The sequence below is a fragment of the Bradyrhizobium erythrophlei genome (assembly GCF_900129425.1).
Lineage (GTDB): Bacteria > Pseudomonadota > Alphaproteobacteria > Rhizobiales > Xanthobacteraceae > Bradyrhizobium > Bradyrhizobium erythrophlei_C.
In genome coordinates, this window is sequence record NZ_LT670817.1 from 7,094,015 (window position 1) to 7,107,712 (window position 13,698).

Consider the following 13,698-nt stretch of genomic DNA (forward strand, 5'->3'; position numbering starts at 1 on the left):
CCCGTTAAAGAAACTTAACGCCTGTTCACTTTCGACAGCGCTCGCGCGCGCTGAGCGCGGCATCGCAAGCACGCGTTAGGCAAATTTGCCCGCAGCCTAAAAAAAATGTTGCGCAGCAGACTCAAAACGCTTATTTCCACTCTTGCCCAATTTCGCACGTGCCTGTGGTCGTGTGTCAGTCGGTAGGTATCCGGACAAGAGGCCGGACAGCCGCCAAGGGATGAAGAACCGAGGGTCGCTCAAGTCATCTGACTTGAGAGTCCAGCATCTCTCTCAAGAGATGCCGTTGAAGGTCTCTTCGCTCCTTGCAACCGTGACTGGCAGCCGGAGGCGAACCGGCGCACCTCGTTCTCAACGGGGGACGCGACTTAAAGCAACGACGGATCGGGCTTTTTTGGTCTCTGCCGGCTTTCCACCAGCCGGCGCGAATACCGAAGAGGCTTGTCCTTCATTGCCAGGTGTGCGGGCGGGATCATTCCCAACCAATCCACGGCAGCACAATTCGGTCTGAGCTTTTTGGCCCCGTCGCGCCTCCATCGCGCGAAGCGGCTGAAGCGCTTTGATCCGAGATCATTTTTGAACGTGTCCCTTCGCTGGGCCGTTTGGGAGGGTGCTACTATGACCGAACGTATTCAGGAATTCCTGCGCAACCGCCGTAACGAGGGCCAGGACGTCGAGCCGTGTCTCGTCGTCGACCTCGAAGTCGTGCGCGACAACTATCAGAGCTTCGCCAAGGCGCTGCCGGACAGCCGCGTGTTCTACGCGGTCAAGGCCAACCCGGCGCCGGAAGTGCTGTCGCTGCTGGCCTCGATGGGGTCGTGCTTCGACTGCGCGTCGGTCGTCGAGATCCAGATGGCGCTGGCGGCCGGTGCGTCCCCGGAGCGGGTCTCCTATGGCAATACGATCAAGAAGGAGCGCGACATCGTGCGCGCCTTCGCGCTCGGCATTCGCCTGTTCTCGGTCGACTGCACCGCCGAAGTCGAGAAGATCGCCCGTGCCGCCCCCGGCGCCAAGGTGTTCTGCCGCATTCTCTATGACTGCGCCGGCGCCGAATGGCCGCTGTCGCGCAAGTTCGGCTGCGATCCGGAGATGGCTGTCGATGTGCTCGACCTCGCCAGGCGTCTCGGCCTGGAGCCGTACGGCATCTCGTTCCATGTCGGCTCGCAGCAGCGCAAGGTGAAGGCGTGGGACCGCGCGCTGGCGATGGCCTCGACGGTGTTCCGCGACTGTGCGGAGCGCGGCATCAACCTGTCCATGGTCAACATGGGCGGCGGATTTCCGACCAAGTACCTCAAGGACGTGCCGCCGGTGGTGCAGTACGGCCGGTCGATCTTCCGCGCGCTGCGCAAGCACTTCGGCAACCAGATCCCGGAGACCATCATCGAGCCGGGCCGCGGCATGGTCGGCAATGCCGGCGTCATCGAGACCGAAGTCGTCCTGATTTCCAGGAAAAGCGACGAGGACGAGGTGCGCTGGGTGTATCTCGACATCGGCAAGTTCGGCGGTCTCGCCGAGACCATGGACGAGTCGATCCGCTACGCCATCCGCACCCCGCATGACGGCGCGGAAATGACGCCGTGCGTGCTCGCAGGTCCGACCTGCGATTCCGCCGACGTGATGTACGAGAAGCTGCCGTACCCGCTTCCGGTGACGCTCGAGATCGGCGACAAGCTGCTGATCGAGGGCACCGGCGCGTATACGTCGACCTACTCGTCGGTGGCCTTCAACGGCTTCCCGCCGCTGCGGACCTACCACATCTGAGGCTTCTCACCTCTCCCGCTTGCGGGGGAGGGAGCAAGAAAACGAGGAGCCGGTGCGCCGGCTCCCTCCCCCTCATCTGCCTATTGCTGACAACGCTCCGATGGCTTGCCGCCGTCCGGAGTGAGGACTGACGTGCCATGACTGCTTTGCGGAAGACCCCTGTTGCCTCCACCACCGAAGCCGCTCCGTTCGTGATCCGCAGCGAGCGTGCCTCGGACGTCGTTGCGCGTGAAGCGCTGCTCGATGCCTGCTTTGGCTTAAACCGCCATGCCCGCACTTGCCAGCGCCTGCGCGACGGACGCGCGCCCGCCGAAGGCCTTGCGCTTTCGGCCATAGCGCAAGGCCGGCTGGTCGGAACGTTGCGGTTGTGGCACGTCAGCGCCGGGGGCGCGCGAGCGCTGGTGCTTGGCCCGCTGGCGGTCGATCCGTCGTGCCGCCAGCTCGGCGTCGGAGCCGCGCTGATACACCACGCGCTTGCGGCCGCGAAGGGGCGCGGTCATGGCGCGGTGGTCCTGCTGGGCGATGCGCCGTATTATAGCCGCTTCGGCTTTTCGGCGCTCAAGACCGGCGAATTGTCGCTGCCCGGGCCGTTCGAACGCAATCGCCTGCTCGGTCTCGAGTTGCGCGAGGGCGCGCTCGACGGCGCCTGGGGCATGATCGCGCCGACCGGCGCTCCGGCAGCGGAAAAACCGGCTCGTCGCGCCAGGGCGCTGCGAGCCGTGCCGCGCGCGGCCTGATTGCTCAATGTCATGGCAGCCAACCCGCTCACCACACGCGACGGCCCGAACCGGCGCGCCCGGATCATCACGACGATCCTCATGATCATGATCGCGGCCATGATCGTGAGGGATATCTTCGTGCGTCGCTGGGGCACGGCCGCACCCCCGAGCAGCGACGTGAGCCAGCGTTCCCGCTGAGAGGGCGGGGACTTGCGCGCACCGGCAAAAAGCCCATAAACCGCAACAATTCCATCAATCAAAGAATTCCCTAAAGCGAGGTCCCGATGTCACGCCGCCTGATTTCCACCGGTTCGCCCTTCGAGAAGACGGCCGGCTACAGCCGCGCCGTGATCGACGGCGATTTCGCCTTCGTTTCCGGCACCACCGGTTACGATTACACCACCATGACGATGCCGGGTGATGTCACCAGCCAGACACGAAATTGCTTCAAGACCATCGAAGCGGCGCTGAAGGACGGCGGCTTCGCGATGGCCGATATCGTCCGCGCCACCTATTACATCACCGACGCCAGCGACGCCGACGCCGTGTTCGCGGTCTGCGGCGAAAACCTTGGCGATATCCGTCCTGCCGCAACCCTGCTCGTCGTCGCCGGGCTCTACAAACCCGAGATGAAGGTCGAGATCGAAGTCACCGCGAAGCGGCGCACCGCCTGACCCCTTCGTCGCCCCCAGCGCATCCAAATCCCCGGAGCCCCATCCATGAGCCCGCCCGACCGGCAGATCCACGCGAAAATTTCCGGCCCCATTGTCATGATCGGCTTCGGCTCGATCGGCAAAGGCACCTTGCCGCTGATCGAACGGCATTTTGCCTATGACAAATCGCGCCTCGTCATCATCGACCCGCATGAGGATGGCGAGATCGCCAAAGCGCACGGCGTGCGCTTCATCAAGCAGGCCATCACCCGCGACAATTATCGCGAGGTGCTGGTGCCGCTGTTGACCGCCGGCGGCGGTCAGGGATTTTGCGTCAATCTGTCGGTGGACACCTCCTCGGTCGACATCATGACCCTGTGCCGGGAGATCGGCGCGCTCTACATCGACACCGTCGTGGAGCCGTGGCTCGGCTTTTATTTCGACAAGAATATCGGCCCGGAAAAGCGCTCCAATTACGCGTTGCGCGAGACGCTGCTGGCGGCCAAGCACGGCAGCCCGGGCGGGACCACCGCGGTGTCGACCTGCGGCGCCAATCCCGGCATGGTGTCATGGTTCGTCAAGCAGGCGCTGCTCGACATCGCCCGCGATACCGATACACCCCATAACGAGCCGAAAGGCCGGGAAGGCTGGGGCCAGCTCGCGCACAAGCTCGGCGTCAAGGGCATCCATATCGCCGAGCGCGACACCCAGCGCTCCAAGAAGCCGAAACCGATGAACGTGTTCGTCAACACCTGGTCGGTGGAAGGCTTTGTCTCCGAGGGCATGCAGCCGGCCGAACTCGGCTGGGGCACCCACGAAAAATGGATGCCGGACAATGGCCGCACCCACGACCATGGCTGCGACGCCGCGATCTATCTGCTGCAGCCCGGCGCCAACACCCGCGTGCGCTCATGGTGTCCGACGCCGGGCGCGCAATACGGCTTCCTGGTCACCCATAACGAGTCGATCTCGATCGCCGACTATTTCACGGTGCGCGACGGCCAGCGGGTAGTGTACCGGCCGACCTGCCATTACGCCTATCACCCCGCCAACGACGCGGTGTTGTCGCTGCACGAGATGTTCGGCGCCACCGGCAAGATGCAGCCGAAATGGCACATCCTGGACGAGAACGAGATCGAGGACGGCATCGACGAGCTCGGCGTCCTGATTTATGGTCACAGCAAGAACGCCTACTGGTACGGATCGCAGCTCTCGATCGAGGAAACCCGCGAGGTCGCGCCCTACCAGAACGCCACCGGCATGCAGGTGTCGTCGGCCGTGCTCGCCGGCATGGTGTGGGCGCTGGAAAATCCCACCGCCGGGATCGTCGAGGCCGACGAGATGGACTTCCGCCGCTGCCTTGAAATCCAGATGCCGTATCTCGGCCCGGTGAAGGGTTTTTACACCGACTGGACGCCGCTGAGCGACCGGCCGGGATTGTTTCCCGAAGACATCGACAGCGGCGATCCCTGGCAATTCCGCAACGTGCTGGTGCGGTGAGAGCGGCAACAAACCATCGTTCGTCATGCCCGGCCTTGTGCCGGGCATCCACGTCTTTCTTCCTTGAGCCAAGACGTGGATGGCCGGGACAAGCCCGGCCATGACGAACCCGGATAATCGCGCTCGCTAAAAACTATCTCTCCTTGATCGGCGGCGCGGTCTTTTCAGCGGGAGCGGGCGGCAACGCCGCCGTCGCGCCATCCTTCTGCGCCTTCGCATCGGGGTGGGCCGGCTCGGGCGCCGGCGTGGTCGGGCGCTCGCCGCCGGGCTTCGACTCGGCAGGGGCGTTATTCGGGGTCGAGGGAGACGACTGCAGCGGCTGCGTCGCCTGCGCCATCTGCGTGTCGCCGGCCTTGAGCTGGGCCATCGAAACGATCGATACGCCGAACCCGGCCGCGAGCAGCACGGAGGCGATCAGCATATCCCGCCTGAAGGCGCGTTTTTTGTCGAGAGACATCTCGTTCACCGCTTCTCGTTGTGCGAGATCAACGGCCGCTGGAACGCATTGTTCCCCGGGGAACCGGCAAACAACGAAGGCCGCTAAAGCGCCAGCAGCCCGGCGTCGCCGTCTTCGGCGGCAAACGCCAGCAGCGTGCCTTTGCTGTTCCAGGCCAGCGCCGCGACTTGCGCGCCGCCATTCCTGCGCACCAGAATCTCGGCGCCGTCGGTCAGCCGCACCATCAGGATGGTGCCATCGCCGTAACCCGCGGCGAGGATATCCTGCTTCGGATGGCAGGCGACCATGGAAACCCGCGCCTGCAGCGGCGCCAGCATCGCGGGCTCCTTGCCCATCGGGCCGTCCTTGCTGGCGAACGGCCACAGGATCACGCTGTCGGCGCCTGACGTAGCCAGCGCCTTGCCGCCCGCGCTCCAGGACAGCGACCTGACGCGGCCGGGATAGCCGGTCATGCGCATATGCCTGGTATCGGCCAGCCGCCAGCCATGCAGCGCCGGCTCATGCATAGAGGTCACCAGAAACTTGTTGTCCGGGCTGAAGGTGACGCCGAGATGCGAGCCGGCCCACTCCAGCACTTCGGCCGTCGCCGCCATGTTGGGAAACCACAAGGTCACGCCGTTGTAATGCGCGATCGCAAGCCGCATCCCTTTCGGAGCGAACGCAAGACCCCCGACCGTCGAGGGTACCTCGAAGGATTTTTCCTCAGCTTTGCCGCTGCGGACAAAGGCGGTCTTGCCGGCCGACCATGCCACCGCGCCATCGGGATGGAGGGCGACATTGTCAATCCAGCGCCGTTTTGAATCGGTCGCGAGCAGCGCGACCTCGCCTTTCGCATCCAGCGCCACCAGCTTGCCGTCGTCGCCACCCATGACGATGCGCTTGCCGTCGGAGGCTGCGCACAGGATGCCGCCGCCATGAACCGCGACAGGCGAGATCCCGCCCTCGCCGCTGACCATGGCAACGCTTTCCTCGGCGCCGACAAAGGCCGCGACCTCGCCGAGAAAATGCACCGAGGTGACGGGCATGCCGATCGCCAGCGGGCGCACCTTGTCGGTGACCGAAACGATGGAAGCCGAATTATCGCCGGGATCGAACTCTTTCATCACGTGGTGATACAGCGCTCGAAGCCGTCGCGGATGGTCTGCTCCGGCAATTCGCGGCCAATGAAGACGAGGCGGCTCTCGCGCGCTTCGCCGTCCTTCCAGGCCCGCTGGTGATCGCCTTCCAGCATCATGTGCACGCCCTGAAAGACGTAGCGGTCGTCGTCGTCGGTGAAGGCGAGAATCCCCTTCGAGCGCAAAATCTTCTGGCCCTCGCTGGCGACCAGGTCCTGCAGCCAGGGCATGAACTTGGTGGCATCGAGCGGCTTGTCCGAGCGCAGCGACAGCGATTGCATATCCTCGTCGTGGTAGTGCTTGAGGCCGTTATGGCTATGGCCGTGATCGTGGTCATGATCATGGCCGTGGTGGTGATGATCGTGATCGTGGCCGTCGCCGCCGTCGAGAAACTCCGGCTCGATCTCCAGGATTCGATCGAGATCGAACGCGCCGCGCTCCAGCACATCCGACAGCGCGACCTGGCAGCGCTCGGTGCGGTGCAGCTTGGCATAGGGGTTGATGGCGCGGATCCGCGCCTCGACCTCGTTGAGTTCGGCCTTGGTGACGAGGTCGGTCTTGTTGAGCACGATGACATCGGCGAACGCGATCTGGTTCTTGGCTTCCGGCGCGTCCTTCAGCCGGTCGCTGAGCCATTTCGCATCGGCCACCGTCACGACCGCGTCGAGCCGGGCGTTCTTCTGCACGTCCTCGTCGACGAAGAAGGTCTGCGCCACCGGCGCCGGGTCGGCAAGGCCGGTGGTTTCGACGATAATGGCGTCGAATTTACCCTTGCGCCTCATCAAGCCGTCGAGGATGCGGACGAGATCGCCGCGCACGGTGCAGCAGATGCAGCCATTGTTCATCTCGAAGACTTCTTCGTCGGCGCCGATGATCAGATCGTTGTCGATGCCGATCTCGCCGAATTCGTTGACGATCACGGCGTATTTCTTGCCGTGGTTTTCCGACAGAATCCGGTTCAGCAGCGTGGTCTTGCCGGCGCCGAGATAGCCGGTCAGCACGGTCACGGGAATTTTCTGGGAGGTCAATTCTGGCATAGTTACTCCGAAAACGGCACTTGGCAGGCGCGCCGGCAACAGGGAGGGCCCCTGCCCTAATTGGCAAGCGCGTCGGTCAGCGCCTTTATATTGTGCCTGACCATATCAATGTAAGTGGGGGCCCCGCCCTTTTCACCGGTCAGGCTGTCGGAATACAGCGTTCCGCCGATCCTGTCGCCGGTCTCGGCGGCAATCCGCCGCATCAGCCTGTCATCGCTGATATTTTCAAGGAAGACCGCCGGGACTTTGGACGTCCTGATCTGGGTGATGATACCGGCGATGTCGCGCGCGCTGGCCTCGGATTCGGTGGAAACGCCCTCCGGCGCGATGAATTCGATGCCATAGGCTGACGCGAAATAGGCGAAGGCATCATGGGTGGAGATCACCTTGCGGCGGCTTTCCGGGATTTGCGCCACGGCCTCGCGCACCTCACGGTCGAGCGCATCCAGTTTGGCCAGGTAGGTTTCCGCATTGGCACGGAAAACCCCGGCGTCCGCGGGGTCGGCGGCAACAAGCGCGTCGCGAATATTGGCGACATAAACCTTGGCGTTGGCGACCGATTGCCAGGCATGCGGATCGGCTGACGTACCGGCCCTGAGCGGCGCGATGCCCTTGGTCGCGGTGACAATGGGTGCCTTGCTGCCCGCGGATTGCAGCAGCCGCGGCAGCCAGCCTTCCAGACCGAGGCCGTTAATGACCATGAGTCTGGCGTCCGCGATCTCTTTGGCATCCGCCGGCGCCGGCGTGTAGACGTGCACGTCGCCATCGGGACCGACCAGCGTCGTGACGCTGACGCGCGCGCCGCCGACATTGCGAACGAAATCGCCGAGGATGGAAAAGCTGGCGACGACGTTGATCGGATCCTGCGCGCGCGCGGGGCACCCGATAGCGGTCAGCGCGAGACAGAAACAGACAAGCCACGCCTCGAGAGCCCGCTTTATAAAAACTGAATGAGAATTGAGCCGGCTATAGCGGCAACGGCGGTGAGCCCCCTCTCCCCTTGTGGGAGAGGGTTGGGGTGAGGGGTTCAGGTCTATCGATAGTCCGCAACCCCTCACCCGGATCGCATCTGGCGATGCGACATAGCCGAAGCATAGCTTCGGCGTTCTTTTCCAAGGACGGCCGCCGGAGGCGGCCTTTGCTCTCCCACAAGGGGAGAGGTGGCATCGAGCACTTGGATCCGACGGTCTCAATTTATAACCACCTCTATGCCTCGAGATGGCGGCCGGGGAACATCTGCCTGACCAGGCCGCTGACGCTGCCGAACAGCACCGAGCCGACATACAGCACCGCCGCCACCAGAATGATGGCCGGACCCGACGGCACCCGCGTTTGAAACGACAGCACGAGTCCCGCATAGCCCGACAGCATCGCGCTCACGACCGCGATGCAGATCATGCCGGTGATATCGCGCGACCAGAACCGCGCGATGCCGGCGGGCAGGATCATCAGCCCAACCGCCAGCAGGGTGCCGAGCGCCTGGAAGCCGTTGACCAGGTTGATGACGACGAGCGCGAGAAACGCCAGATGCGAGGGCGCGCCGGCCCGGCTGACCGTGCGCAGGAACACCGGGTCGACGCTCTCGATCACCAGCGGACGGTAGATCACCGCCAGCACGATCAACGTGATGGTGGCGTTGACCGCGATCACCAGCAGCGTCGGGTCGTCCATCGCCAGGATGTTGCCAAACAGCACATGCAAGAGATCGATATTGGTGCCCTTGATCGAAACGATGGTCACGCCGAGCGCGAGCGACACCAGGTAGAAGGTGGCGAGAGAAGCATCTTCCTTCAGTTCGGTGGTGCGCGCGACCACGCCCGCCAATATCGCCACGGTAAAGCCCGCGATCAATCCGCCCGTGGTCATCGCAAACAGATTGAGGCCCGAGAGCAGGAAACCGATCGCGGCCCCCGGCAGGATCGCGTGCGCCATGGCGTCGCCGACCAGGCTCATGCGTCGCAGCATCAGGAACACGCCGATCGGCGCGCCGCCCAGCGAAAGCGCGATCACCGCCGCCAGCGCCCGGCGCATGAATTCGAATTCGGTGAAGGGCGCGATCAGCGCATCATGGATGATCACGATCAGGCGGCCCGCGACGGCATGTGATCGACGGCGCAGGCGGCGGCGCTGTCGTCGAACGCTTCGCACATCCGCCGCGCTTCCGTGAGATTGTCTGTTGTCAGCACCTCGGCGGTTAAGCCCCAGGCCACCGGCCCCCGCGCCAGCAGCAGGGTTTCCGGAAAATTCGCGCGCACCAGGTCCATGTCGTGCAGCGCCGCCAGCACCGTGCGCTTTTCGGCGTGCCAGCGCCGCACCAGCGCCAGCAGATCGGCCGACGTCTTGGCGTCGATGGCGTTGAAGGGCTCGTCGAGCACGATCAGGCGCGCGTCCTGCAACAGCACCCGCGCAAACAGCAGGCGCTGCATCTGCCCGCCGGACAGCGTGCCGATGGGACGGTTCTCGAAGCCGTTGAGGCCCACCGCGGCGAGCGCCTGCGCAATCTTGCCGCGCGCGGCGTTGCCCATGCCGCCGAAGAAACCGATAAAGCGCCACAACCCGGTGCCGACGAAATCGTACACCGAGATCGGAAAGCTGCGGTCGATGTCCGCCGTCTGCGGCAGATAGGCGATGTCGCGGACGTTGAGGTCGCCCAGCGCGATTGCGCCCGCCAGCGGCTTGAGGATCCCGACGATGCCGCGAAACAGCGTCGATTTGCCGGCGCCGTTCGGGCCGACGATCGCGAGCAGCGCGCCGGAGCCGACCTCGCCGTTGAGGTGATGCACCGCCGGATGCCGGTCGTAGCCCAGCGTGACATCGCGGAATTGCAACTGCGCGGCCATGCTCACCTCATCGAAAGCCAGACGACGCCCCACAGGACGGCGCTGACCCCGAGCGCCGCGCCGAGCCGCGCGGCCACGGTCATACGCAGGATCGACCAGGGTGCCGCTTGCGCCGGATGCGGCGAAGCCGGGCCGTGGCTGTGCGCGTGCACGCGCCCGTGACTGTGGTCATGTCCGTGGCTGTGGGGGTCAGAAAAAGCCATCCAACGATGTTATATTATAACATAACGGAAGTCTACCGACGCGCAGGCTCTACGGCTAGGTTCGGATGCCGAAGCGCGTCTGGCGCGTAATGACGAGGCTAAATCTGGTTGGTCTCACGGCGACGACAAGCGCGGGGGTCCCCGCGGGGGTCATGAAGCTGCCAGACAAACGAAAGGGCGGCAGCACGATGCTGCCGCCCCAGAATGGATTGCCGGATCGGTATCAGGCCTTCGAGAACAGCTGGTCGACATATTCCCAGTTCACGAGGTGATCGACAAACGCCTTCAGATAGTCCGGCCGGCGATTGCGATAATCGATGTAATAGGAATGCTCCCAGACGTCGACGCCAAGGATCGGCGTGGCGCCATGCACCAGCGGGTTTTCGCCGTTGGGCGTCTTGGAGATTTCGAGCTTGCCGTTCTTCACCGACAGCCAGGCCCAGCCGGAGCCGAACTGGCCGACGCCGGCGGCGGCGAAATCGGTCTTGAACTTGTCCAGTCCGCCGAGGTCCTCGGTGATCTTCTTTTCCAGCCGGCCGGGCAGTTTGCTGCCGCCGCCGTTGGGCTTCATCCAGCTCCAGAAATGCAAGTGGTTGAAGTGCTGGCCGGCGTTGTTGAACACGGCCGCGTTCTTGCCGAACGAACCTTTCACGATCTCCTCAAGGGACTTGCCCTCGAATTCGGTCCCCTTGATCGCGTTGTTTCCGTTGGTCACGTAGGCCTGGTGATGCTTGTCGTGGTGGTATTCCAGGGTTTCCTTCGACATATGGGGCGCAAGCGCGTCATAAGCGTAAGGCAGATTGGGAAGCGTGAAGGTCATGGGGTGATGTCCGCAATGATGGGAGACTGTGGCTTAACGGGAACCCTTATAGAAGGTTCCACCGGTCTTAAACACCGCAATTTGGGGCGATCAGGGTCCCGTGCGGCAGAGCTGAGCAGTTGAATGGGCATCGAAATCGACATTTTGAATGGAGACGCGTCGTGGTCGATCGCAGAGCCGCTGTTCAAGGCGGTCTGGCCGCGCCATGTCGTCGAGAAACAGCCTTGGGGCCACATTGAGTGGGCCGATCCCGATCTGCGCGTGCTGATCGAAGCGCCTTCGGGCGGTCTGGCCTGTCATGTCGGCATCTATTTCCGGACCATCACCTGGAATGGACGCAAGTTTCAGATCGGCGGCATCGGCGGGGTTTCGACCCGCGCCGACTGTCGCCGCCGCGGCTATGCCGGCGTCGCGCTCGGTGCGGCCATCCAGACCATGCGCGATCACGAAGCCGTCCAATTCGCGCTGCTGTTCTGCGAACCGCACAATTTCGCATTTTATCAGTCGCGCGGCTGGCATCCCTTCACCGGCGAAATCCAAGCCGAGCAGCCCGGCGGCAAAATTCGCTTCGAGGCAATGGCGCCTTTTGTATTCGATTTCAGGCGCGCCCCGCGTGAGGGCGTCATCGACCTCTGCGGTTTGCCCTGGTGATCGTGCCTGGCCCGGAGGACGCTGGCCGGCCCACCCTGGCTCGTCATCCGTGCTCATAATCCATTGCTTTTCGCCTCGCGCGGCCCGCCGATATGGCATTGCAGAAATTGGATTTGCTGCTATGCAGGCCTCCTTTTTTCGGGGGCCATTATGGCTTGCAGATCAGGCTTCACGATTGCGATTCTGATGGCGCTGCTGGGGGCGGCGAACGCGCAGGCCAGTGGCGAGGTCAGCGGTATCTGGCTGACCCAGGCGGGCGACGCCAAGGTCCGCGTCAGCCGATGCGGCGGTGGCATTTGCGGCGTCGTGGTCTGGCTGAGAAATCCGATCAATCCCGCCACCGGAAAACCAGAGGTCGACAACAAGAATCCCAACCCGTCTTTGGCAAGGCGTCCAATGATCGGGCTGCCGCTGTTTTCCGGCATGCGGCCCTCGGGTCCAAACCGATGGTCCGGCCAGATCTACAATGCCGACGACGGCAACAGCTATGCCAGCAACGTCTCGATATCGGGTCCGGACACGCTGAAAGTCGAGGGCTGCGTCGGTGCGCTCTGCGGCGGCGAAAACTGGACACGGTCGGCGCGGTGAGCGACCATGAAAAGACGTTCGATCTTTTCCTCCTTATCCTGAGGAGCGGCGTCTTCGCCGCGTCTCGAAGGATGGGCGCGTCGTGGCCTCATGGTTCGAGACGGCGCAAGAGCGCCTCCTCACCATGAGGAACGTCCTAAATCAGGCCAGCGTCGCCTTCAGCGCGGTCGCCGCCGAGGCGTAGCCCCCGCGCGCGCCGTCGATGAAGTGGACGTGATCGCTGCGCAGCGCCGACGGCGTAAAGCAGGTCATCATCGCCGCGTCCTGCCGGTGGACCCCATATCGCACGCTACCAGCCGCGGCCGCCACGGCCAGGCGCTGGGTCAGCGCGCGCTCCAGTTCAGGCGTGCAATCCAGCACCATGCGCAGTCCGTCGTCGTATTTGCGGAAGTCGGAATTCTCCACCACTTGCTGCACATAGGTTTTCGGCACGAAGCCGCCGACGCTGATGCCGAAGCGCATGACGAGGTAGACGAACAGCGTGCGGGCGAGCACGACAGCGCGGCGCTTCAACAGCGATCCGCCGCGCGCGGCGCGCGCCTCGAAATCGGCGCCGGCAGGCGGCCATCGCAGCGACGGGCCGCCCGGCGGCACCGGTCGTCCCGCTTCCGGGCTGCGCTCGACCAGCGCGATGACGTCTTCGATCACCTTGCGAAAGAGCAGCGGATCGGCGCCGCGAGCCGGCACCACCAGTACCGAGAGAATGAGACCGCGCACGGAAGGAATTTCCTCGAACCGGCACGATAGCCCGGTGAGATCGGGCTGCGTGCCTGATGATGCCTTCGGCACGGCGAACTCGCCGCGCTTCATCGCGGCTTCGGCCCAGCCGAGACCGCCGCCGGAAAACATCGCATAGGACAAATTCGGCGACGGCCCGAACCGGGCGACGCGAACATCCAGGCCCTGCGCGCGCACCGCGGCGATCGGCACCAGCGCGACCCGCATTACCAGATTGAGGCTCTCCTCAACCCAGATCGCACTTGCCGCCAGCGCCTCGCCGGTGCGCGCGAGATCGTCGGGCGACACCGCAAAGCTCGCGCCGTCGCCGCCGAACACGAACGGAAATTCGCGCCCTTCCAGCGCGTTGGCGACCGCCGCGATGACCGAAGCGCCGGCCATGTTGACCGCCTTGTAGCGCGCTTCCGCGATCGCCCTGGTGGATTCCACGATATCGGCAACGCCGATGCTCCAGTTGTCCGGCAGCGGCGAATACAGCGCCGGGTCCATCAGGCTGCCGAAGCCGCGAAAGACCGGGATGCCGCTGTAGAAGCTATCGCTGGTGGCGGACGTGGTCATGGGCGCGGGGCGATCCGGATCTTTGAGAGATCGTCAAACAGATACGGCGGGGTTTGAA

16 protein-coding genes are annotated in these 13,698 nt (G+C 64.1%); 7 read left to right on the forward strand and 9 right to left on the reverse strand.

Going from position 1 to position 13,698, the window contains the following annotated elements:
• Nucleotides 1-618 precede the first annotated feature (618 nt).
• The 5 genes from B5527_RS33735 (at nucleotide 619) to B5527_RS33750 (ending at nucleotide 4,633) form a co-directional block, all read left to right on the forward strand.
• Entirely contained in the window at nucleotides 619-1,761 is a 1,143-nt protein-coding gene (locus B5527_RS33735) for a type III PLP-dependent enzyme (RefSeq protein WP_079605351.1), read from the forward strand.
• A gap of 137 nt (nucleotides 1,762-1,898) precedes the next feature.
• Nucleotides 1,899-2,498, forward strand: coding sequence for a GNAT family N-acetyltransferase (locus tag B5527_RS33740; RefSeq protein WP_079605352.1), 600 nt, complete (start codon nucleotides 1,899-1,901; stop codon nucleotides 2,496-2,498).
• On the forward strand, nucleotides 2,499-2,678 hold the full coding sequence (locus B5527_RS44795) for a hypothetical protein (protein ID WP_154072664.1): 180 nt from the start codon (nucleotides 2,499-2,501) through the stop codon (nucleotides 2,676-2,678).
• 86 nt (nucleotides 2,679-2,764) lie between these two features.
• Nucleotides 2,765-3,154, forward strand: coding sequence for a RidA family protein (locus B5527_RS33745; protein WP_079605353.1), 390 nt, complete (start codon nucleotides 2,765-2,767; stop codon nucleotides 3,152-3,154).
• A 45-nt stretch (nucleotides 3,155-3,199) separates the two neighbouring features.
• Nucleotides 3,200-4,633, forward strand: coding sequence for a homospermidine synthase (locus B5527_RS33750; RefSeq protein WP_079605354.1), 1,434 nt, complete (start codon nucleotides 3,200-3,202; stop codon nucleotides 4,631-4,633).
• A gap of 133 nt (nucleotides 4,634-4,766) precedes the next feature.
• Here the strand turns inward: B5527_RS33750 and B5527_RS33755 are convergent, their stop codons facing one another.
• The 8 genes from B5527_RS33755 to B5527_RS33790 all read right to left on the reverse strand — a co-directional run bounded on the left by B5527_RS33755 (nucleotide 4,767) and on the right by B5527_RS33790 (nucleotide 11,105).
• Nucleotides 4,767-5,090 carry a hypothetical protein gene (locus tag B5527_RS33755; RefSeq protein ID WP_079605355.1) on the reverse strand — a complete coding sequence of 108 codons (324 nt, stop codon included), beginning with the start codon at nucleotides 5,088-5,090 and terminating at the stop codon, nucleotides 4,767-4,769.
• Between the two features lie 83 nt (nucleotides 5,091-5,173).
• Entirely contained in the window at nucleotides 5,174-6,193 is a 1,020-nt protein-coding gene (locus B5527_RS33760; RefSeq protein ID WP_079605356.1) for a WD40 repeat domain-containing protein, read from the reverse strand.
• The gene (locus B5527_RS33765) at nucleotides 6,193-7,242 is read right to left on the reverse strand and encodes a CobW family GTP-binding protein (RefSeq protein ID WP_079605357.1); all 1,050 of its coding nucleotides are present in this window, start codon (nucleotides 7,240-7,242) and stop codon (nucleotides 6,193-6,195) included. The genes B5527_RS33760 and B5527_RS33765 overlap by 1 nt, the downstream gene beginning before the upstream one ends.
• A 56-nt stretch (nucleotides 7,243-7,298) precedes the next feature.
• A complete protein-coding gene (locus B5527_RS33770; protein WP_245332781.1) occupies nucleotides 7,299-8,138 on the reverse strand; it encodes a metal ABC transporter substrate-binding protein in 840 nt (279 codons plus the stop codon).
• Nucleotides 8,139-8,448: 310 nt separating this feature from the next.
• Nucleotides 8,449-9,318 (reverse strand): metal ABC transporter permease, encoded by an 870-nt coding sequence (locus tag B5527_RS33775; RefSeq protein WP_079607711.1) that lies wholly within the window; start codon nucleotides 9,316-9,318, stop codon nucleotides 8,449-8,451.
• 5 nt (nucleotides 9,319-9,323) lie between these two features.
• Nucleotides 9,324-10,082 carry a metal ABC transporter ATP-binding protein gene (locus B5527_RS33780; protein WP_079605359.1) on the reverse strand — a complete coding sequence of 253 codons (759 nt, stop codon included), beginning with the start codon at nucleotides 10,080-10,082 and terminating at the stop codon, nucleotides 9,324-9,326.
• 2 nt (nucleotides 10,083-10,084) lie between these two features.
• Entirely contained in the window at nucleotides 10,085-10,285 is a 201-nt protein-coding gene (locus B5527_RS33785; RefSeq protein WP_079605360.1) for a hypothetical protein, read from the reverse strand.
• 223 nt (nucleotides 10,286-10,508) lie between these two features.
• A complete protein-coding gene (locus B5527_RS33790) occupies nucleotides 10,509-11,105 on the reverse strand; it encodes a superoxide dismutase (protein ID WP_079605361.1) in 597 nt (198 codons plus the stop codon).
• Nucleotides 11,106-11,228: 123 nt separating this feature from the next.
• On the opposite strand from B5527_RS33790, the gene B5527_RS33795 reads away from it, so the two are divergent.
• Together B5527_RS33795 and B5527_RS33800 are read left to right on the forward strand one after the other, a co-directional pair.
• Nucleotides 11,229-11,756 (forward strand): GNAT family N-acetyltransferase, encoded by a 528-nt coding sequence (locus tag B5527_RS33795; RefSeq protein ID WP_079605362.1) that lies wholly within the window; start codon nucleotides 11,229-11,231, stop codon nucleotides 11,754-11,756.
• Nucleotides 11,757-11,906: 150 nt separating this feature from the next.
• Entirely contained in the window at nucleotides 11,907-12,344 is a 438-nt protein-coding gene (locus tag B5527_RS33800; RefSeq protein WP_079605363.1) for a DUF2147 domain-containing protein, read from the forward strand.
• 141 nt (nucleotides 12,345-12,485) lie between these two features.
• On the opposite strand, the gene B5527_RS33805 is transcribed toward B5527_RS33800, so the two are convergent.
• Nucleotides 12,486-13,640 (reverse strand): DUF3095 domain-containing protein, encoded by a 1,155-nt coding sequence (locus B5527_RS33805; protein ID WP_079605364.1) that lies wholly within the window; start codon nucleotides 13,638-13,640, stop codon nucleotides 12,486-12,488.
• Nucleotides 13,641-13,698 lie beyond the last annotated feature (58 nt).

Excerpts from the sequence above, each read along its gene's own strand:
- B5527_RS33735 (WP_079605351.1), top strand. The coding sequence starts at position 619 with ATGACCGAACGTATTCAGGAATTCCTGCGCAACCGCCGTAACGAGGGC.
- B5527_RS33740 (WP_079605352.1), top strand. The coding sequence starts at position 1,899 with ATGACTGCTTTGCGGAAGACCCCTGTTGCCTCCACCACCGAAGCCGCT.
- B5527_RS33745 (WP_079605353.1), top strand. The coding sequence starts at position 2,765 with ATGTCACGCCGCCTGATTTCCACCGGTTCGCCCTTCGAGAAGACGGCC.
- B5527_RS33750 (WP_079605354.1), top strand. The coding sequence starts at position 3,200 with ATGAGCCCGCCCGACCGGCAGATCCACGCGAAAATTTCCGGCCCCATT.
- B5527_RS33755 (WP_079605355.1), bottom strand. The coding sequence starts at position 5,090 with ATGTCTCTCGACAAAAAACGCGCCTTCAGGCGGGATATGCTGATCGCC.
- B5527_RS33760 (WP_079605356.1), bottom strand. The coding sequence starts at position 6,193 with ATGAAAGAGTTCGATCCCGGCGATAATTCGGCTTCCATCGTTTCGGTC.
- B5527_RS33765 (WP_079605357.1), bottom strand. The coding sequence starts at position 7,242 with ATGCCAGAATTGACCTCCCAGAAAATTCCCGTGACCGTGCTGACCGGC.
- B5527_RS33780 (WP_079605359.1), bottom strand. The coding sequence starts at position 10,082 with ATGGCCGCGCAGTTGCAATTCCGCGATGTCACGCTGGGCTACGACCGG.
- B5527_RS33785 (WP_079605360.1), bottom strand. The coding sequence starts at position 10,285 with ATGGCTTTTTCTGACCCCCACAGCCACGGACATGACCACAGTCACGGG.
- B5527_RS33790 (WP_079605361.1), bottom strand. The coding sequence starts at position 11,105 with ATGACCTTCACGCTTCCCAATCTGCCTTACGCTTATGACGCGCTTGCG.
- B5527_RS33795 (WP_079605362.1), top strand. The coding sequence starts at position 11,229 with ATGGGCATCGAAATCGACATTTTGAATGGAGACGCGTCGTGGTCGATC.
- B5527_RS33800 (WP_079605363.1), top strand. The coding sequence starts at position 11,907 with ATGGCTTGCAGATCAGGCTTCACGATTGCGATTCTGATGGCGCTGCTG.
- B5527_RS33805 (WP_079605364.1), bottom strand. The coding sequence starts at position 13,640 with ATGACCACGTCCGCCACCAGCGATAGCTTCTACAGCGGCATCCCGGTC.